The organism is Aliivibrio sp. A6, assembly GCF_028765505.1.
In the GTDB taxonomy this organism is placed as follows: Bacteria; Pseudomonadota; Gammaproteobacteria; order Enterobacterales; family Vibrionaceae; genus Aliivibrio; species Aliivibrio finisterrensis_A.
In genome coordinates, this window is the sequence record NZ_JARACR010000010.1 from 60,635 (window position 1) to 81,224 (window position 20,590).

14 protein-coding genes are annotated in these 20,590 nt (G+C 38.0%); 10 read left to right on the forward strand and 4 right to left on the reverse strand.

What is annotated here, in order from left to right:
* The first annotated feature begins 14 nt into the window (after positions 1-14).
* The 9 genes from PVK70_RS08105 to rmf all read left to right on the forward strand — a co-directional run bounded on the left by PVK70_RS08105 (position 15) and on the right by rmf (position 14,354).
* A complete protein-coding gene (locus PVK70_RS08105) occupies positions 15-239 on the forward strand; it encodes a DUF2835 domain-containing protein (RefSeq protein WP_130047341.1) in 225 nt (74 codons plus the stop codon).
* 320 nt (positions 240-559) lie between these two features.
* On the forward strand, positions 560-5,398 hold the full coding sequence (locus PVK70_RS08110; RefSeq protein ID WP_130047342.1) for an NAD-glutamate dehydrogenase: 4,839 nt from the start codon (positions 560-562) through the stop codon (positions 5,396-5,398).
* A gap of 267 nt (positions 5,399-5,665) precedes the next feature.
* Complete coding sequence (gene pyrD, locus PVK70_RS08115; RefSeq protein ID WP_130047343.1) at positions 5,666-6,676, forward strand: quinone-dependent dihydroorotate dehydrogenase; 1,011 nt, start codon at positions 5,666-5,668, stop codon at positions 6,674-6,676.
* 218 nt (positions 6,677-6,894) lie between these two features.
* Complete coding sequence (locus PVK70_RS08120) at positions 6,895-7,434, forward strand: cell division protein ZapC (protein WP_130047344.1); 540 nt, start codon at positions 6,895-6,897, stop codon at positions 7,432-7,434.
* 581 nt (positions 7,435-8,015) lie between these two features.
* Positions 8,016-10,133, forward strand: coding sequence for a bifunctional 23S rRNA (guanine(2069)-N(7))-methyltransferase RlmK/23S rRNA (guanine(2445)-N(2))-methyltransferase RlmL (gene rlmKL, locus PVK70_RS08125; RefSeq protein ID WP_130047345.1), 2,118 nt, complete (start codon positions 8,016-8,018; stop codon positions 10,131-10,133).
* A 6-nt stretch (positions 10,134-10,139) separates the two neighbouring features.
* Positions 10,140-10,382, forward strand: coding sequence for a glutaredoxin family protein (locus tag PVK70_RS08130; protein WP_060990975.1), 243 nt, complete (start codon positions 10,140-10,142; stop codon positions 10,380-10,382).
* Positions 10,363-12,273, forward strand: a complete 1,911-nt coding sequence (locus PVK70_RS08135) for an ABC transporter ATP-binding protein (RefSeq protein ID WP_130047346.1) — start codon at positions 10,363-10,365, stop codon at positions 12,271-12,273. The genes PVK70_RS08130 and PVK70_RS08135 overlap by 20 nt, the downstream gene beginning before the upstream one ends.
* Before the next feature lie 8 nt (positions 12,274-12,281).
* Entirely contained in the window at positions 12,282-13,979 is a 1,698-nt protein-coding gene (locus PVK70_RS08140) for a DUF3466 family protein (RefSeq protein WP_130047347.1), read from the forward strand.
* A 201-nt stretch (positions 13,980-14,180) separates the two neighbouring features.
* Entirely contained in the window at positions 14,181-14,354 is a 174-nt protein-coding gene (gene rmf / locus PVK70_RS08145) for a ribosome modulation factor (RefSeq protein WP_045102089.1), read from the forward strand.
* A 178-nt stretch (positions 14,355-14,532) separates the two neighbouring features.
* Here rmf and fabA read toward each other — a convergent pair whose 3' ends face one another.
* Together fabA and PVK70_RS08155 are read right to left on the reverse strand one after the other, a co-directional pair.
* Positions 14,533-15,051 (reverse strand): bifunctional 3-hydroxydecanoyl-ACP dehydratase/trans-2-decenoyl-ACP isomerase, encoded by a 519-nt coding sequence (gene fabA, locus PVK70_RS08150; protein ID WP_130047348.1) that lies wholly within the window; start codon positions 15,049-15,051, stop codon positions 14,533-14,535.
* Positions 15,052-15,116: 65 nt separating this feature from the next.
* Entirely contained in the window at positions 15,117-16,778 is a 1,662-nt protein-coding gene (locus tag PVK70_RS08155) for an AAA family ATPase (RefSeq protein WP_130047349.1), read from the reverse strand.
* A 182-nt stretch (positions 16,779-16,960) separates the two neighbouring features.
* On the opposite strand from PVK70_RS08155, the gene matP reads away from it, so the two are divergent.
* The gene (gene matP, locus PVK70_RS08160; RefSeq protein WP_130047350.1) at positions 16,961-17,407 is read left to right on the forward strand and encodes a macrodomain Ter protein MatP; all 447 of its coding nucleotides are present in this window, start codon (positions 16,961-16,963) and stop codon (positions 17,405-17,407) included.
* A gap of 96 nt (positions 17,408-17,503) precedes the next feature.
* Here matP and PVK70_RS08165 read toward each other — a convergent pair whose 3' ends face one another.
* Together PVK70_RS08165 and PVK70_RS08170 are read right to left on the reverse strand one after the other, a co-directional pair.
* Positions 17,504-18,058 (reverse strand): DUF1439 domain-containing protein, encoded by a 555-nt coding sequence (locus PVK70_RS08165; RefSeq protein ID WP_130047351.1) that lies wholly within the window; start codon positions 18,056-18,058, stop codon positions 17,504-17,506.
* A 446-nt stretch (positions 18,059-18,504) separates the two neighbouring features.
* Positions 18,505-20,580: an ATP-binding protein gene (locus tag PVK70_RS08170; RefSeq protein ID WP_130047352.1), complete on the reverse strand. Its 2,076-nt coding sequence runs from the start codon at positions 20,578-20,580 to the stop codon at positions 18,505-18,507.
* Between the last annotated feature and the right edge of the window lie 10 nt (positions 20,581-20,590).

The window sequence follows — 20,590 nt, forward strand, 5'->3', positions numbered from 1 at the left end:
AAGATATTAAGTAAATGAACAAATTTTATTATTTTAGAATGAATGTGACGTATCAGGCTTTTTTAAGTCATTATTCAGGTGTTGCAAGTACTGTTATGGTAATGACAGAGCAGGGACTAAAGCTGCAATTACCTGCATCTCGATTCCGTTCATTTTTAACTCAATTAGGCGTTAAAGGTCGCTTTCGTTTAACGGTTGATCAAAATAATCGTTTTGTAAATCTTGAGCAAGTAGGATAAACCTCTACCTTAATCACATTTCTAACTATAAAGCATCTAGCACGTAAAAAAGTCATAACGTTTTATCCATATTATCCTTACAATGTGAAGCGCATAAGCAGTTTCAACTGCTACACTATATAAACCAACCGTAGTAAATAACAGGTCATCTTAGCTTGTTAAAATACTTGATAACTGCGTTGAAATTTTTGATTGTAGGGTAACTACTTATCGAAAAATTCCGTCTTATTCTTAAGTATTTTTCCTTCGCTATTTCTGAACTCTTACTTACTGTGATTGGTGAAATAATTCTAAATCATAAGAAACGGAGCATTCGCTTTATGACGACGCGTGATCCTATCGTTCCAGTACTACTTGAGAAAGTGTACGCTCTAATTGCTGAAAAGCTTGAAATGCCTCAACAATCCTTAGTAACGCAGCTTGCTCAGCGTTTATTTGCCAACATTGATGATGATGATTTACAGCAACGTAATGAATCGGATATGTACGGTGCAACTCTTAGTCTTTGGAACCATTTATCTGATGTGAATCTTTCTGATATATCGGTTCGTGTTTTTAATCCAAAATTAAGCCAAGATGGCTGGCAATCAACCCATACAGTGGTAGAAATTGTTGCGCCTGATAGCCCATTTTTAGTCGATTCCGTTAAGATGGCGCTAACCCGTCTTGATATGACAAGCCACTTTATGTTGCATGGACCACACTGCTTTACTCGTGATGAGAGCGGTGAGATTATTTCGGTATGCAGCAGTGATGGAAAAATGCAACAAACGTTATTTCATTTCGAAGTTGATCACATGAGTGATCTTTCTGAAATGGACGCACTTCAAGCTGAATTACTGTTGGTACTTGAAGATATTCGCCGCGTGGTAAATGAATGGCAACCAATGTCAGACAAATTAACAGCCGTAATTCAAGAGCTTAAAGATAGTAAATCCCCAATAGCAAAAGAAGAAGTGAATGAAGCAATTGAGTTTTTAACTTGGCTTCAAAATCATAACTTTACCTTAATGGGGTACAAGAATTTTGATTTAACGGCTGTGGAAGGCGATCATGAATTAACACCAACAGCAGATGTCGGTTTAGGATTATTCTCACTAGCTTCTCGTATTCATATGACAAAACTGTCAGAGATGCCATCTTCAGCGCGCGCTGCAGCGAAAAAATCAGACTTGTTAATCTTAACAAAATCAAATACTAAGTCTCGTATACATCGTCCTGCTTATACAGATTACATTGGCATTAAACGTTTGAATAAAGAAGGAAAAGTAATTGGTGAGCATCGCTTCACTGGGCTTTATACATCAACCGCTTATAACCAAAGTGTGTCTAATATCCCGCTATTAAGCAATAAAGTAGAACGTATTTTAGAGACGAGCCAATACATTAAAGGTTCACATTCATACAAAGCATTAAGCAATATTCTTGAGACTTATCCTCGTGATGAACTTTTCCAAGCTACAGAAGAAGAGATGCTAGAGGTAGGTACCGGTGTTGTTAAAATGCAAGACCGTGATTTGTTGCGTCTATTTGTTCGTCGTGACCCATTTGGTCGTTTCTTCTCGTGCATGGTGTATGTAACCAAAGAGCGTTATAACACAGAGCTTCGTCGTCAAACTCAACGTATTCTTAAAAACTATTTTGGTTCTGATCAAGAAGTTGAATTTACGACGTTTTTCTCTGAGAGTGCATTAGCGAGAACACATTACATTATTCGTGTAGACAACAATAACGGCGACATTAATGTGAAAGATATTGAAAATAATTTAATGGAAGCAGCATCTACTTGGGATGACCGTCTATGTGATGTGATTGTGGCTAACTTAGGTGAGAGTAAAGGAACTGCAATAGCGAAGAAATACCAAAGCGCATTTCCTCGCTCATACAAAGAAGCAACACTTCCAGGCTCTGCTGTTGCTGATATTGAACGTCTTGAATTATTAAGTGATGATAATAAACTTGGTATGTTATTTTATCGTCCGCAAGAAGAGAAAAAAGGCTCTGCGAACGTTAAATTGAAACTGTTCCACCGTGATGAGCCAATTCACTTATCAGATGTAATGCCAATGCTTGAAAACTTAGGTTTACGAGTCATTGGTGAGTCACCTTATGCCGTTAAGAAGAGTGATGGTTCGGTGGATTGGATTTTAGATTTCTCTATGATCCACAATGGTTCTGAAGAAGTCGATCTTCGTCAAGCTCGTGATCGTTTTCAAGAAGCATTTGCACAGATCTGGAATGGTCAATTAGAGAGTGATGGCTTTAACCGTCTGGTTCTTGGTGCAGGTCTGTCTGGCCGTGAAGTGACTATCTTACGTGCTTATGCTCGTTATATGCGTCAAGTGGGTTTCCCATTCAGTCAGCAGTACATCGAAGATACATTATCAACACATACCAAATTAGCAGTATCGGTGGTTGAACTTTTTGAATTACGCTTTGATCCAAAAGCTGATTGGTCTGAGAAAAAAGAGCAGAAAGCCCTTGATGCTATCTATGCAAGTTTAGATAAAGTAGAAAGCTTGGATGATGACAGAATTATTCGTCGTTATGTTGAGATGATTGTTGCAACGCTACGAACTAACTATTATCAACAAAATGAAGACGGTCAGCCTAAGCCATGGTTATCATTGAAACTGCAACCATCAAATATTCCTGAAATTCCAGCGCCAGTGCCTGCATTTGAAATTTTTGTTTACGCACCAGATATTGAAGGTGTGCATTTACGTGGTGGTAAAGTGGCTCGTGGTGGTTTGCGTTGGTCAGATCGCCAAGAGGATTTCCGTACCGAAGTACTTGGTTTGGTAAAAGCACAGCAAGTGAAAAACACGGTTATTGTTCCTGTTGGTGCAAAAGGCGGTTTTGTTTGTAAAAAGCAACATAACTTCACAACCCGTGATGATATCTTTGCGGAAGGTCAACGCTGTTATAAACAGTTTATTCGAGCACTTTTGGATGTATCTGATAACATTATTGAAGGCGAGGTTATCCCACCACAAAATGTCGTTCGCCATGATGATGATGATCCGTATTTGGTTGTAGCAGCAGATAAAGGTACGGCAACTTTCTCTGATTTAGCTAACTCAGTTTCAGAAGAATACAACTTCTGGTTAGGTGATGCATTTGCTTCTGGTGGCTCAAATGGCTATGACCATAAAGCCATGGGTATTACTGCAAAAGGTGCTTGGGAATCGGTTAAACGTCACTTCCGTGAAATGGGAATTGACTGTCAAACGACTGATTTCACCGTTGCTGGTGTCGGTGATATGGCAGGGGATGTGTTTGGTAATGGTATGTTGCTATCAAAACATATTCGCCTTCAAGCGGCATTTAACCACATGCATATCTTTATTGATCCAAACCCAAACTCTGAAATTACATGGCCAGAACGTGCGCGTCTGTTTGAACTGCCTGGTTCAAGCTGGGAGGATTACAATAAAGATCTGATTTCTCAAGGTGGTGGCATTTTCTCTCGTCGTGCTAAGTCGATAGATCTTTCTCCTGAAATTCAGAAGATGCTAGGTACTCGTAAACAGTCTTTAGCTCCGAATGATTTGATTCAAATGATCTTGAGGATGGATGTTGATCTGTTATGGAATGGCGGCATAGGTACTTACGTTAAATCAAGTAAAGAAACCAGCGCTGATGTGGGTGATAGAGCGAATGATTCCTTACGTATCAATGGCTCAGAGCTGAATGCAAAAATAATTGGCGAGGGCGGAAACCTAGGTATGACTCAGCTGGGTCGTATTGAATATGGTCTAAAAGGTGGCCGTGTTAATACTGATTTTGTTGATAACGTAGGTGGTGTTGATTGCTCAGATAATGAAGTTAACATTAAGATCTTACTAAATGGCTTAGTGGCTAATGGTGATCTAACCTACAAGCAACGTAATGTTCTACTAGAGAAAATGGAAGATGAAGTGGGTGAGATTGTTCTTGATGATGCGTATTGCCAATCAGAGTCGATCTCGGTAACAGAGCAACAAGGCATTTCATTAGTTAAAGAGCAGATCCGTTTTATTCATCATCTCGAAAAACAAGGTCAATTGGATCGTGGGTTAGAATTTATCCCTGATGATGAAACCTTGATTGAGCGTGAGAAAATGGGGCAGGCGTTAACTCGTCCAGAGCTTTCAGTTCTTGTTGCTTATGGAAAAATGGTGCTTAAAGAGCAATTGGCTTGCGATGACATTGCAAACAATCCATATCATGCTGAGTTACTAACCACGTATTTTCCAACTGAGTTACAACGTAACTATAAAGCAGAGATGGATAACCACCCACTGCGTTCAGAAATCATTGCTACGTGTCTAGCAAATCAAATGGTTAATGAAATGGGTTGTAACTTCATCACTCGTTTGCAAGAAGAAACGGGTTACAGTGTCACTGATATTGCTAACGCATACTCTGCAACAAGAGCTATTTTTGAGTTTGGGGATTTATTTAAGCAAATTCGCAGCTTAGATAATATCTCAACCGCTGAAGCACAATATGAAGCTTTATTTGCAATGCGACGAACTATCCGTCGAGTGACTCGTTGGCTACTCCGTAATGGTTCACAAAATATGACGATTCAGCAGGTTATTGAAAAATATAAGCCAGCGGTTAATGACATTAAAGTGAACCTTGATAGTTATTTAGTAAAAGATGAAGTAGTGGAGCATATTGAACAAGCTAACCATTATTTAGAGATGGGTGTGCCATGTGAGCTAGGTAATGTACTGGCACGTTTAAGCAGCTTATATTCAGCAATGGATATTTCAGCAGTTGCTGTAGATATGGAACAACCGGTATCTACCACGGCACGCTTATACTATGTTCTAGGTGATAAGTTATCTTTGCATTGGTTCTTAAAACAGATTAATAACCAAGGTGTTGACAACCACTGGCAAGCATTAGCTCGAGCTTCTTTCCGTGAAGACTTAGATTGGCAACAACGCCAACTAACTCAATTGGTTCTGACTGAATATAAAGATGCAGAATCTGTGGAAAGTGCAATTGAAGAATGGTGTGAAAAGAATGCGGTTTCAATAGGGCGCTGGGATAATATTCTGAATGAATTTAAAGTCGGTTCTGTTCATGAATTTGCTAAATTCTCGGTTGCGTTAAGGGAGCTTACCTTGCTAAATTTGAGTTGCACATCAAACGTAACTAAATAACCGATTGTTTGATTACTAAGCTCAGACAAACGTTTGCATAATAAATGGGGAAGTGGATAAAAATTCACTTTCCTTTTTTATTACCCCGAGAATTTTCTCATTAACCTATATTTTTAATCCTTTTTTGTGAATCTTTATTCTTTCCTTTGATGTTGGTTTATTTTATTGCGATAAATAATGATGAATAAAGTACGATTAAGTTTGAATTGTGAATAAAATCAGTGAATAATGACTCCCCGTTTATACGGGACTTATTTTGGAGTTACAATGTTATACCGCATCGCCAGAGCTGGCATTTTCAAACTTGATGCTGAAAAAGCACATGACCTAGCAATTCAAAATTTCAAACGTTTCACCGGCACTCCTCTCGATTTATTCTATCGTCAAAAATTGGCTTCTAAACCTGTTGAAGTCATGGGCATTCAATTTAAAAACCCTGTTGGTTTAGCCGCTGGCCTTGATAAAAATGGCGAATGTATTGAAGCATTTGGTGCAATGGGCTTTGGGTTTGTTGAAGTAGGAACCGTAACTCCACGTCCTCAATCTGGTAATGATAAACCACGCTTATTCCGTCTTATTGAAGCGGAAGGCATTATTAACCGTATGGGCTTTAATAACCTAGGCGTTGATAACTTAGTTGAGAACGTAAAGAAAGCAAAATTTGACGGTGTTATCGGTATTAATATTGGTAAAAATAAAGACACCCCAATCGAAAAGGGTACGGAAGATTACCTAATTTGTATGGAGAAGGTATATCAATACGCGGGTTACATTGCGATAAACATTTCATCTCCAAATACTCCAGGACTGCGCACTCTTCAATATGGCGAAGCATTGGATGATCTTCTTTCTCAGTTAAAAGAGAAGCAAAAAGAGTTAGCTGAGAAATACGGTAAGTATGTTCCTATCGCTTTGAAGATTGCACCTGATTTAGATGATAGTGAATTATCTCAAATTGCTGACTCTTTAATGAAGTATAAAATTGACGGTGTGATCGCAACAAACACCACCTTAGATCGATCTATGGTTGAAGGCATGAAGCATGCAGAAGAGATGGGGGGGCTAAGTGGTCGTCCTGTTCAAACTCGCAGTACAGAAGTCGTTCGTCGTCTTAAAGAGCTGCTTGGTGATTCTTTACCAATCATTGGGGTAGGTGGTGTTGACTCTTATGTTGCGGCAAAAGAGAAGATGATGGCTGGTGCAGATCTGGTTCAAGTTTACTCTGGCTTTATTTATAAAGGTCCGGCATTAGTTAAAGATATTGTGAATAATATCTAATTGTTATAAAAAGTAGCGAAAGTTGCTTACAGACTGTTCAAACGGAAGGGGGAATGAAAATTTCCCCTTTTTTTATTGCTAACCTCTTGTAAAATTAACGATTAATTACACCAGTATTATTTTGACTGAAAACATAGATGAATTTTCAGCATAATTTGCAGTCATTGGTGATTGGCTATCGAAGGGATTCTTCCCATTTTTTCAAGAGAGAAATGATAATGCTTAAACCAAGTGATACATGGAACTGGTATTACGACAATAAAGCACAATCTCTAATGCTCGATTTAGGTATGGACATGGTCTTCCGTGTAAACCTTCCTTCTAAAGTGCTTATTGACGGTGCTTTTGATGCGTGCAAATTCTCTGTTGATGATGCCTCTGCATATCAAATGTTCGTAGAACACATTTCTTATCTTCCACTATCAGAACCTCGCAAAGTAGAGCTTGCACTTAATTGTGTGGCTGCTAAACGCTTTCACAAGCCTATGTTGCCTAAGAGCTGGTTCTTTGAGCCTCAAGGCCAAGGTTATTTCCCTCAAGAGGGGGAAGTGGTGTCCCTAAAGAACGACTTAGGAGAAGGGCACTTCATTATTGTTGGGAATTACGAGTGTGCCAGTATGTGTATGCTTGTCGATATGGACTCATTTGCTCTAAATCCAACAAAATACATGGCATTTTGTGAACCGATTAAAGTAATGCATGATCGTATGGCACAGATGCAGGTGGTAAACTCCGCTTATTATGCAATGGTAGGGTAGATAGTTATCATTATTAATAAAAGCCCTGTAAAACAAAGGTCAGTGACTTTTTTACATTAATCCCTCTTCAGTATCTATTTTTACCTTATTCCTCCCTTACTTCTTCTGTATTGTTACCCTCATAAAATCGCGCTATGAGCAATATTATTCATTTCAATTCTTAGTTAAACACTTAGCATTCAATTAAAAACACGTCCAACAGTGGAGTGCTGTCATCTTAAAATTGAGAGATTGAGCTAAGAATGACAAAAAAATATCACCCCTATATCAGTACTATTACTTAAATTTCCCACCGTAATAACCTTGAAAATTCCGCATTTACCTCATTATGTAATAAACTTTCACTCAGTTATGCCTGCTGGTCTATTCCAGATTGCGCCTGTAAATGGGCGCACCTTAATGTTTATATATAGAAACGCTTTAGTTTGATTCTAATTCATTAACTATAAAATTAATTATTAACCTTTTGTTTTAAAAGGCTTATGTACGGTGGTTTCTCGGGGATTTATCTGTAATCTATTTATCCTCTTTCAGTCAGATTCATGTATAATGCGAGGCAATTTAATAACGAAAAGAATCCCATGAAAAAATACTTAGCCATTACTTCTAAAGGCCTTGAAAACTTACTTGCAGATGAACTTATTGCGCTTGGTGTGACTGACCCTAAAGTGGTTCACGCTGGTGTTAAGTTTGAAGCGCCAATCGAGGTCGTTTATCGTTGTTGTTTGTGGAGCCGTATTGCTTCACGTTTCATTCAAATTCTTTCTGAGTTCGATGTCCGTGATGATATGGACTTATACCTAGGCGCATCTTCAATTAACTGGCCTAGTTATTTCTCTGCTGATAAAACGTTAGTGGTGGACTTTAACGGTACTAACAGTGAGATTCGAAATAGCCAGTACGGTGCTCTAAAAGTAAAAGATGCGATTGTTGACCGTTTTACAAAGGCTGATTTAGCGCGTCCAAACATCAGTAAAGTAGAACCAGACTTACGTGTTCATATGCGTTTATCAGGCGAGAAAGGGATTCTTGGTTTTGATTTAGTGGGTTCAGGCTTACATCAACGTGGCTACCGTACTGAAGCGGGTCGCGCACCACTTCGTGAAACGTTAGCCGCTGCGCTTGTTATGCGTAGTACATGGGATGACTCAAAACCTCTATTAGATCCAATGTGTGGTTCTGGTACCTTACTGATTGAAGCGGCACTAATGGCTTGTGAAATGGCTCCGGGTGTTAAACGTGAGAAATGGTGTTTTGAAGCTCTGACTGATTTTGACCCAGAAGTTTGGGCTGAAATCCGTTCTGAAGCTCGAGTTAAGAGCCGTCGCGGTGTTAAGAAAGTAGATGCACGTTTCTACGGCTTTGATCGTGATTACCGTGTTATTCAAACAGCTCGTGAAAATGCGCGTCGTGCTGGTGTTGAAGATTTAATTACGTTTGATGTGGGTGATGCAACCAAAGTTGAGCGTCCAGAAGGGTTTGAAAACGGCGTTATTCTTTGTAACCCTCCTTATGGTGAGCGTCTAAGTACAGAGCCTGCATTGATTGCACTATACAGTGAGTTTGGCCGTCAACTGAAAGAAGAGTTTGGTGGCTGTACGGCATCTATCTATTCAAGCAATGATGATTTACTTGCTTGTTTACGTATGCGTGCAGATAAGCAATTTAAACTGAACAATGGTGCATTACCTTGTGTTCAGAAAAACTACTCAATTACTGAATCTGCTGAACGTAAAGAAGCGGTAAGTGTAGAGGTTGCTCCTGAGTTCATGAACCGTCTTAAAAAGAACATGGGTAAGATTGGTAAATGGGCTCGTAAAGAAAAGCTAGATTGCTACCGTTTGTATGATGCGGATTTACCAGATTACAATGCAGCCATTGATGTATATAAAGAGTACATCATTATTCAAGAATACGCGGCACCAAAAACGATTTCTGAAGATAAAGCGCGTCGTCGTTTAACCGATATGATCCGTGCAACAGTTCTAGTAACGGGTGTAGAAACAAATAACGTTATTTTGAAAGTTCGTCAAAAGCAATCAGGCAAAAATCAATATCAAAAACTGGCAGAGAAATCTCGCTACTTTGATGTTGAAGAGTACGGTGTAAAACTGATTGTTAACCTACAAGATTACCTAGATACCGGTTTATTCTTAGATCATAAACTGACGCGTAAAATGTTAGGTGAAATGGCTGCAGGAAAAGATTTCCTAAACCTATTTGCTTACACAGGTTCAGCTACTGTTCACGCAGCTTGTGGTGGCGCGAAATCTACTATGACGATTGATATGTCTCGTACCTACCTAGAGTGGGCACAGAAGAATATGAATACCAATGGTCAAACGGGTACACAGCACCAGTTCTTACAAGCTGACTGTTTACAATGGTTACAACAAGCGGACGGTGAATTTGATCTAATCTTTATCGATCCACCAACGTTCTCTAACTCTAAGCGTATGGAACAAACGTTTGATGTACAGCGTGATCACATTATGCTGCTTGAAAACTTAAAACGTATGCTACGTGAGAACGGAACTATTGTATTCTCAAATAACAAACGTAACTTCAAGATGGATGATGCGGCGCTAGAGAAAGCAGGGCTTAAAGCGAAGAATATTTCTAAGCAAACTTTGCCTCTTGATTTTGCACGTAATAAGCACATTCATAACTGCTGGATTATTACTCACAAGGAAGACTAGAGACGAATGATTACTCTCTATAGCACGGAAGGCTGCCACCTTTGCGAGCAAGCGTTTGACTTGCTTGTGGAGGTGGGTGTAGACATTGAAAAAGTAGACACGGTAGACATTGCGTTCAACGATGAGCTCTTCTCTCGTTACGGTGTCACAATACCTGTAGTGGCGAATGGCTTATCTGAGCTTAATTGGCCCTTTGATATATCGCAATTAAAGAATTGGTTAGAAGACAATGGCATTACTTACAATTAATAATGGGCAATTAGCGTTTGGCGATCACCCATTATTAGACAAATCTGATTTCGCTTTACAAGAAAACGAGCGTGTGTGTTTAGTTGGCCGTAATGGTGCAGGTAAATCAACGTTAATGAAGGTTATTGCTGGTGACATCATTATGGATGACGGCAAACTTCAAATTAATCAAGATGTGGTGGTTTCTCGTCTAGAGCAAGATCCTCCACGTAATGAAAGCGGAACAGTATTTGATTATGTATCAGAAGGTTTAGCTGAAGCGGGTAAATACTTAAAAGAGTATCATCGTCTGCTTGATTTGCTAGAAACTGATCCAAGTGAATCAAACATTAATAAGCTTTCTCGTGCTCAAGAAAAAATTGATCACCTAGGTGCTTGGCACTTTGATACGCGTATTCAATCAGTACTTGAATCATTAAAGCTAGATGGTCATACATTATTAACGGATTTATCGGGTGGTTGGCAACGTAAAGCAGCATTAGCTCGTGCATTGGTTTCTGATCCTGATGTATTACTTCTTGATGAACCAACCAACCACTTAGACGTAACGACGATTGAATGGCTTGAAACTTTCTTAAAAGATTTTAAAGGCTCAATCATCTTTATCTCGCATGACCGTGCGTTTATTCAATCAATGGCGACACGTATTGTTGATTTAGACCGTGGTAACTTATCTTCTTACCCTGGTAACTATGAAGAATATTTACTTGCAAAAGAAGAAGCGCTGCGTGTTGAAGCCGAGCAAAATGCTCAGTTTGATAAAGTGCTAGCTCAAGAAGAAGCATGGATCCGTGAAGGCATTAAAGCGCGTCGTACTCGTAATGAAGGTCGTGTACGTGCATTAAAACAGTTACGTCGTGAACGTTCAGAGCGTCGTGAAGTAATGGGTAAAGCCAATATCCAAGTGGATGAGTCAAATCGTTCAGGTAAAATTGTATTTGAAGCTGAAAACCTTCATTACTCAATTGATGGCAAAAACATTGTTAAGAACTTCAGCTTCAATGTTATGCGTGGTGACCGTATTGCACTAATTGGTGCGAATGGCTGTGGTAAGAGTACCTTACTTAAACTGATGCTTGACCAGCTACAACCTGATTCAGGTAAATTGCATTGTGGTACGAAATTGGAAGTAGCTTACTTTGACCAATACCGTGAAGCGTTAGACCCTGAAAAAACAGTAATTGATAACCTAGCAGATGGTAAACAAGAAGTAACTGTGGGTGGCCGTGAGCGTCATGCATTAAGCTACTTACAAGATTTCTTATTCTCGCCAAAACGTGCTCGTCAACCTGTGAAAGCATTGTCTGGTGGTGAGAAAAACCGTCTATTACTTGCGCGTTTGTTCCTTCGTCCAAACAATTTATTGATTCTTGATGAACCAACCAATGATTTAGATATCGAAACATTGGAACTTTTAGAAGAATTACTTGCCAACTATCAGGGTACATTATTATTAGTGAGCCATGACCGTCAGTTTGTTGATAACACAGTAACGACAAGTTGGATCTTCGAAGGTGAGGGCCAGATCGAAGAATTCGTAGGTGGTTATCACGATGCACAGCAACAGCGTGCTAATGTACAGGCCACTCGCGATGCAATGGCACCTAAAGTAACAAAGAAAAAATCTGAAACTGTTGAAGTTAAAGAAACAGCAGTGCAAGCGAAGCCAAAGAAATTATCTTATAAGTTACAGCGTGAGCTTGAACAGTTGCCTGAACTTTTAGAGAAACTAGAAAATGAAATTACAGAACTTCAAGAGACGGTAAACAGCGCAACTTTCTTCCAACAAGATCCTAAAAAGACAGATGAAGTCTTAGGACGCCTAGCTCAAGCCGAGCAAGAGTTGGAAGTCGCATTCGAGCGTTGGGAAGAACTTGAAGCTCTACAATAGGAAGTTAAATGAGTAGTAAATTACAATTAACCACATTAGCTGTTTTGGTGTCCGCTGCGCTTCCTGCGCAAGCGGCGCTTTATAAAGTGGTGGAAGTAACGCCTGGTGTTTCAGGTTCTGAGTATTATGGTACGGCTATTCAGCCATCTGATAAGGCTTTAAATACAAGCAACCCACTTGGCTGTTTTGATCCAACGTTAGTCGATGGATCAAACTCTTGTGATGCTAGCGCGGAAAATTCATCTAGTTCATTATTCTTTGCTTTAGCTGGTGAAACTCGCAATTGGGCTGAGGGTGTTTCTTATCGTGAAGAGGTTGCATTCGCGATTGATAATTCTTTTGATTATATTGAAGATGGGTATGATGGTTTTGAAGACTACTGTTTCTTCCAGTTAGGTTATTCAACTTGTGAATATTGGGCTTCAAATCAGTGGAATGGCTGGTATAAGGAATTAAATGGCGGTACTACGCCACCAAATAATTCAGCTGCATTTATTGAAGCTGCATCTTTTAAGAGTTCTGAAGTCAATGTGATTATTAATAGTTTAGTATCGGCAGCTGAAGCTATTGGAAATTACCATTCATCAACGACCCGAAACCAAGCATTTAATTCAGCCGATTTAGCTAATGGTACTGGTAAACAATCTAGAGCATGGGCAAAAGAGGATACATATACAGTAGGTAGTATATCTTCAGGAGCTGGGCATATAAATAATTTCTCTAAAGCAGCTATATGGGATGGGAGTAATGCACCAATTGAATTAGATTGGAAAAACACCTCAGATAACGGCAGTGGGAATGATATTTATGCTCAAGGTAGTGCTCGTGATTTAATTATCGATGCTAATGATTCAGAACGCATGTATATTGTTGGATATAATAGTACTGCAGATGGCGATTCACGTTTAATGCAAGCAACTATTTTTAAGCAAAAAACACCAGGTACTGATATTAGTAAGAGTAATTGGGACTCTAATACTGTTGTAAATGCTCAAGCTGAAATAGGTGGTGATTTTATTCACTCTAATTCTGTTGTAACAAATATAAATGAAAATTTAGTTGCGGTTGGTCAAGCAAAGCGTTCTGGTAGTTACCCTCAAAATGGTGCAGTTGCTAATCGCTTATTTGTTATTTCAGACGCTTCAAGCTCAACACCTAGTGCATCTTTCCTTTCTGGCGGAATCTTTTTTGCTGGTGCTGGTGGTGAGATGGGTGGAATCAATAATTTTAATGAAATTGTTGGGCGTATAGATATTGAAAATAACCGTGAATATGAGGGTAAACAACGTAGGCAACGTGCGTTTATTTATCCATATGCTCCGACTGAAGCCACACGTGGTGCAATTTTTCAAAATAAAGCTTGGATTATTGATAATTTAACTAACGGTGGTTCATTAAGCTCTCATAACAACCAATATCGTATCTACGATGCAAGTGACATTAACGATGCAGGTGTTATCTCAGCAACGGCACTGAAATGTGCTGGTGGCTATGATTCTGTCGCGAGTGATTCTTATTGTGGTAATGGGAGTACAAATGAAACTGTAGTTGCAGTGAAATTAGTACCTATTTCAGATCCTGCAGAGCGTAGTATTGAATCTCGTCCACTTGAGAACAGCACTATCGAACGTCAGGGTGGCTCACTTGGCTTTGGTGCTATGACACTGCTTGGTTTATTTGGTTTCATGCGAAAGCGAATTAAATAAAAGCAATTTATAAGATTAAGCCCGAAGTCACAAATTGAGACTTCGGGCTTTTTTTATACTTGAAAAACGACCAGATTTGTCCGATTCTTAATATTGTCATCATGAAATGTTCATGATGATCCCTAACGGAATAAAAGGGTATCAGTAGTAAAGTAGTATATTTATTGAAGCATTATGCCTTCCATCTATGAGGACTGAACTATGAAGAGACAAAAGCGTGACCGTTTAGAACGAGCACAATCACAAGGTTATAAAGCAGGGTTAAATGGCCGTTCATCAGAGAATTGCCCATATCAAGCAATGGATGCTCGTTCGTGTTGGCTAGGGGGCTGGCGGGACGCAAGAGATGACAAACATTCCGGTTTGTTTAAATAGTTTCCTATATAAAATAGAATTTTAAATTAAAGCCTCTTTATGGGGCTTTAATTTTATTAAGACGATAGAGATTAATTAGTACATGTTTAAGCACGCACCTAGTGCACTATAACTTTGTTGTGTTATTTAAAAATAAAGCCAGCACAAAACCAGCTTTATCTAAATCTCAATTCTTTAATTAGAACTTTGATGTGTCTTGGAAAAGACCCACTTTAAGATCTTTAGCAACGTAGATTTCTTTGCCATCAACTAGAACACGGCCATCAGCTAGACCCATTACTAATTTACGGTTAATAACACGTTTAAAATCAATTTCATACGTTACTTTTTTCGCAGTAGGAAGTACTTGGCCTGTGAATTTAACTTCACCTACACCTAGAGCACGACCTTTACCTTCGCCACCAATCCAACCAAGGAAAAAACCAACCAGTTGCCACATTGCATCAAGGCCAAGACAACCAGGCATTACTGGGTCACCTGGGAAGTGACAGTCAAAGAACCAAAGATCTGGAGTAATGTCTAGTTCAGCAACAACTTTACCTTTACCAAATAGACCTTCAGTTTCAGACATAAGAGGGATGCGATCCATCATTAACATATTTGGTGCTGGCAGCTGTGGGCCGTTTGGACCAAATAATTCACCACGGCTTGATGCTAGTAAATCTTCACGATTGTATGAACTAGGTTTGTTTTGCATTAAAGTATTACTCCTAAATAAGTTGCTGAAATTCTAGCTAACACTTGTACGCTTATCAAGTCGGATCAGCGCTGGTTAAACCAGTTTTTAAAACGACAAAATAGCGCAGAACACTGAGACGGATTATGTTCAACATCTTCAATATGTTGCGCAATTAAAGAGAAAATCGACTCATGTTCTTCGGATTGTAACGGCATGCCCGTTAAAAGTTCGACAGCTTGTTCAACATGACTAATTGGATAAATCGTAAACTGTTTCTCTTCAACAGCACGAATTACCTCGTCAGATAGAACAAGATTAATTCCGTTTGTTTCTGGAATGATAACACCTTGCTTACCAGTTAACCCGCGTTTTTCACACAGCTGGAAGAAGGCTTCAATTTTTTCATTTACACCACCAATCGGTTGAACCATACCAAATTGGTCAACCGAGCCTGTAATTGCCAAACTTTGATCGATAGGCTTAATGGCCAGAGCACTTAAAAAAGCACAAAGCTCTGCAAGGCTAGCACTATCGCCATCAACTTCACAATAGGATTGCTCAAATACCATTGAGGCTGTGAAGGGTAATGGTTCATGCGTATTTAGCTGACTGAGAATATAAGCCTGCATAATCAACATACCTTTAGCATGGAGATCTCCGCCTAACTCAACCTTACGCTCAACATCCGACAATTCGCCATCACCAACGTGAACTACACAAGATATGCGTGATGGTTCACCATAAGAAATAGGATGGCCAGGAACTGACACTACCGTTAATCCATTGATTTGGCCAACTTTTTCGCCATCAGTTTCGATGAAGATGTTTTGTTCTAAAATATCATCTAACGCACGAGATGGAAGGTATGATTCAATATGGTATTTAGTTTCAAACGACGCTTTGAAATCATTAGCATCAATATATGTTTTTGAGCAAGAGGCCAATGAAGCGTGTGCTAAAGCTGAATTTAACCACAGTAAACATAAATTTAGTCGTGTTTGATCTTCACACTCTTTTGCGCCTGCTTTTAGTAATGGTAATAGGGCTAAACCATTTTCTAAAGGAAGATGAGAGTGCTGCTTTGATAGGAAACCTATCAATTGCAAATACTCAGTGACAGTGTCACTTGTTACCTTGGTGTCAAATTCATATTCAGCAAACATAGACATGCCTGCCAATAAATCAGGCTCTAATTGTTCAATTTCACCTAATAGTGCACGGTCGCCAACAATGATTAATTTTACATTGCTCGTTAAACGGTGATCTTCTTTAGTTGGTGATTTTGAATCACTAGATGAGATAGAGACTGATTGACCTTGTAAAAGGCTCTTTAAACGAGGCCATAAATAAGGGTTTGCTAGCAACAGACTCGGCGAAATAATAAGAAAGCCGCCATTGGCTTTTTGCAATAAACCAGGCTCAAGAATATCGCTTTTATTATGATACACACCAAAAAGCTCTGCATCAGTACAACTCTCAACAACGATTACAGGTGTGATATCTTGTTTTGAGTGAGCAGCATTCAACACTAACCAATTAGCGATATATTCACGATACACGTGATTATCTAACGCGTTGATTTGAAGAATATTAACACCATTTATAAGAGAGAAAATCTCTAAAGCTTGAGTCAATCGAGGCTGCAGAGAATAGGGTGATTGTGCGTCTATCTGGTAAGATTGATTCAAAGAATCTTGAATATGATCATATTGAGGCGCAATTAAAAATGGCGTGTCTAGTGGCATGCTTACTTATTAATAAAAAATAAAATCGATTATACATGACATAATTTGTTTCGTCTGATTTTTCAGTCGATACATAACATTTAGAGCTTGGTCCCATTGCAGAGTAATTATATTGAAGAATTAAGTAATGCGAGTTACACTGTCACCCGAATTTAATCTCCTAAAATACGAGCCTATTATTTATGAAATATCAACAACTTGAAAACCTAGAAGCCGGTTGGAAATGGATGTATTTATTTAATAAGCATCGTATGGGGGAATCAATTACTTGCTATATTGATTCCAGCGAACAACAGCAAATGGTCGCTGAATTTTTAAAACTTGAACATGAGCCAGTTAAGGCTTTAGAGTGGATTCAAAAACACATGAATCCAGAGTTAGAAAACAAACTTAAACAAGCGATAAGAGCAAAAAGAAAGCGTCATTTTAATGCTGAACAAGAACATACTCGTAAAAAATCGATAGATTTAGATTACCGAGTGTGGGAAAAACTGTCTCTGCGTGCTCAAGATCTTGATTCTACGCTTTCTGATACTATAGAGTATTTATTAAGTGAAGCATCAAGAACAGAAAAGGCCAGTCAAACAGTCTCATCGCTTAAAGCCGATCTTCATGAGTTATTAAAATAGGCTTAAATACTCAATTTAAAGTTAATCAGTATGTAATAGTAATATACTGATTAATACCAGACCCTAATGCACTATAACTACAAGTCACTTATTATTTCAATTAAACAATTCAATCACTAGCTTATTGTTTTTTATAACTAAATTAGGTTCCGCTGACTTAATAAGAGATTCTTTTAGTTTATCTGAATTTAACTTATAAGCGGGTTCATTTGATAGTGCATAGCCAATTATTGATACTGCAGGCTTTAGTAATGACGTTAACTCGGGTGATAATTTTTGGTTTTTATCTTCAAATTTTTCTAAGCGTAGTGATTTCAAATAAATTTCACCCGTTTCTTTATCATATTCTGGCACAGCGCTGAATTCTAACGTGAGTGACAGATTCTGTTTTATTTCATCGAGCATTTGAACATCTGCAGTTGTGTTTGCAAAAACACTAATCCGATCAGCTGCAATGCGGCCAATTTGAACATCGACATTTTCAACATTTACTTGAGCATATAGAAAACCAGGAATACCAACAGACTTGTCTACATGAATTTCATCTGAAAGATAATCAGTCATTTCTTTTTCTGTTATTGAGTAACTCGCACAACCAGATAATGTCAGAACAGAAACTAAAGTAAATAGAGCACGTTTTTTAATATACATAGAATTTTAGCCTTAGATACCAGATTACAACGAAGCCAAAATAAACTTAACTCGTGACAAGGTAACATAAATACAATTAGGCTTAGTTTAATGGCAATCCTAAATAGGCACAAATTCAAAAGAGATAAATTACAGATAACTGACTAAATTAAGTCAAAACCAGCCAATTCCCGGGTCATTTTAAAATACACCACAGTGCGCATTATATATCTTATGTTAAATAGAGTTTGTTAATACTCAAATATAAGTACATATAGCTTCCCTTTCTGCACAACTTCTTTCGAGAACAATCAATTTAACCATAATCGTATTTACCATAAAATAGCTAATAATCATTAAATAATACTTCGTATCCATCTAATGATTATTAGCTTAAAAACATTATCTTCATAACGTTATAAATTATCTCTATAGATTTATTATCTTCATAACGTTATAAATTATCTCTATAGATTTAAAGATCTTAACACTGCTTTTAATTGCTTTGCTCTTATTGGCTTTGAAATAAAGTCATTCATTCCAGCATCAATGCATAATTTCTTTTCTTCATTCAATGCGTGACCCGTTATTGCAACGATTGGAATTAGCGATCCTGTAGATCGTATTTCTTTAGTTGCACTAATGCCATCTTTTAATGGCATCGACACATCCATTAAAATGACATCATAGTTATTGTTATGATCAGACCATTCTTGAATTACTTCAACACCATTCTTAACCAAAGTAACTTGATGTCCTTGCCGTTCTAATAGTAACTTCATGACTGCTTGGTTTGCTTTATTATCTTCAGCAACTAAAACGGATAAATATTGTTTACTTATCTCTGGTATTAATTCATTTATCGGAAATTTTCTAGATATTGGCACAGTCTCTTTCAATGGCAACTTTACAGTAAAAGTACTTCCTTCGCCGATTAAACTTTCAACTTCAATGGTACCATTCATCAATTCTGTAAGACGTTTTGTGATTGATAAACCTAAACCTGTCCCTCCAAATTGACGGGTAATTGAGCTATCTGCTTGTATGAAAGGTTTAAAAAGCTGCTCAGTAATATCTCGAGCAATACCTATTCCTGTATCTTTAATTGAAAAGCAGATTAAATCACCATCAGAAAGGCTGATATTTAAACAAACCGACCCATTATTGGTGAATTTTACAGCATTTCCCACTAAATTGAAGATGACTTGAGCGATGCGTGTTTGGTCTGCAATGACATTAATAGGTATATTTTGTGACGTTGTCACAGTTAATTTTATGCCTTTGTCCTGAGCTATCACCATGAAATAATCAATGGCGCTATGAATGGTTTTAATTAAATCAATTGGTTGCTCATCTAGAATAAAAGTTCCTGCTTCAATTCTTGAAATATCTAATACATCACTAATTATTGTGAGGAGAAGCTGAGATGAAGTTTCCATTTGTTCAAGCCATTGTCTTTGCTCAGATGATAAATGACTTCCACTAAATACATCTATCATACCTAGGATAGCATTCAGTGGTGTTCGGATCTCATGACTCATCATCGCTAAAAACTGAGATTTAGCTCTGTTAGCTTTCTCAGCTTCAACTTTTGCTTTATGTATTTCGGTTATGCGTTTTTTTCTAGCTGAAATGTCTTTTGCTGTACCTCGATAACCTGTAAGTACGCCAAACTCATCATAATATGGAGTGCCACTCAAACTAAACCATACTTTATTATTCAACTTTTCAGGGCTCCACTCTAATTCATTAAATGATTTATTATGATGCTTTGCTGCTAATATTTGCTTTCGAATCGATTCACTTTCAATTAAACCTAATAAGTTTTGTGAACTCATTTTAGTCTCATTGATTTTTGTTCCTGCTAAATAACTGAAATTAAAGTTAATATCAGTTTCCCAGAACCAATCACCAACTGTATTAGCGAAGTCTTGAAAACGTTGCTTACTTAAATGCAATGCTTTAGTTTTTATGTCAACAAGTGATTGAAGCCTGTGTTTATAATCAATATCAATAACTGCCCGCTCAATAAGTGGCGTAAAACGTTGTAAGCTATTTTTAGTTGATGCTGAATATTCACCAAATCGACGACTGGTCAAAACAATAACAGCATGTCCTGATGAAGATTGAATCCCAGAGATTGCAACTGAAGAGAATTCAGTTTTAAGTTCAGGAGGAATAGATGAAAATTCTTGGGTATTCTTAGGTTTAAAAAGAATAATACTTTCGTTATGACAAGCTCGATAAAAAAGATCACTAAAAGACCAAGTTAAGTCGTTAAAAATATCATCTGTTGAAGCAAGAACGGATAAGCATTTTTCATCAGAAGAAGAAATCACAAACGCATTATCGAAATGAATAAACTTTTTAATAACGACAAGTAAACTATTAAAAATGTCTTCTTTATTTTGAGCATCTGAAATGGCCGATAAGCCATTTAGTATCGCTTGGTTTTCTTTATAAAGATGAGATTCTCGCTCTTTACTTCGCTTTAACTCTAGCAATGCTTCCTGGAGTTGTTCTTTCTCTGCATGAACCTTCACAACTACACTA

What these genes read in the sequence shown, in the direction of transcription:
- PVK70_RS08140 (WP_130047347.1), top strand. Translation starts at nt 12,282, where the DNA reads ATGAGTAGTAAATTACAATTAACCACATTAGCTGTTTTGGTGTCCGCT.
- rmf (WP_045102089.1), top strand. Translation starts at nt 14,181, where the DNA reads ATGAAGAGACAAAAGCGTGACCGTTTAGAACGAGCACAATCACAAGGT.
- PVK70_RS08105 (WP_130047341.1), top strand. Translation starts at nt 15, where the DNA reads ATGAACAAATTTTATTATTTTAGAATGAATGTGACGTATCAGGCTTTT.
- PVK70_RS08130 (WP_060990975.1), top strand. Translation starts at nt 10,140, where the DNA reads ATGATTACTCTCTATAGCACGGAAGGCTGCCACCTTTGCGAGCAAGCG.
- PVK70_RS08165 (WP_130047351.1), bottom strand. Translation starts at nt 18,058, where the DNA reads ATGTATATTAAAAAACGTGCTCTATTTACTTTAGTTTCTGTTCTGACA.
- PVK70_RS08110 (WP_130047342.1), top strand. Translation starts at nt 560, where the DNA reads ATGACGACGCGTGATCCTATCGTTCCAGTACTACTTGAGAAAGTGTAC.
- PVK70_RS08135 (WP_130047346.1), top strand. Translation starts at nt 10,363, where the DNA reads ATGGCATTACTTACAATTAATAATGGGCAATTAGCGTTTGGCGATCAC.
- pyrD (WP_130047343.1), top strand. Translation starts at nt 5,666, where the DNA reads ATGTTATACCGCATCGCCAGAGCTGGCATTTTCAAACTTGATGCTGAA.
- PVK70_RS08120 (WP_130047344.1), top strand. Translation starts at nt 6,895, where the DNA reads ATGCTTAAACCAAGTGATACATGGAACTGGTATTACGACAATAAAGCA.
- matP (WP_130047350.1), top strand. Translation starts at nt 16,961, where the DNA reads ATGAAATATCAACAACTTGAAAACCTAGAAGCCGGTTGGAAATGGATG.
- fabA (WP_130047348.1), bottom strand. Translation starts at nt 15,051, where the DNA reads ATGCAAAACAAACCTAGTTCATACAATCGTGAAGATTTACTAGCATCA.
- PVK70_RS08155 (WP_130047349.1), bottom strand. Translation starts at nt 16,778, where the DNA reads ATGCCACTAGACACGCCATTTTTAATTGCGCCTCAATATGATCATATT.
- rlmKL (WP_130047345.1), top strand. Translation starts at nt 8,016, where the DNA reads ATGAAAAAATACTTAGCCATTACTTCTAAAGGCCTTGAAAACTTACTT.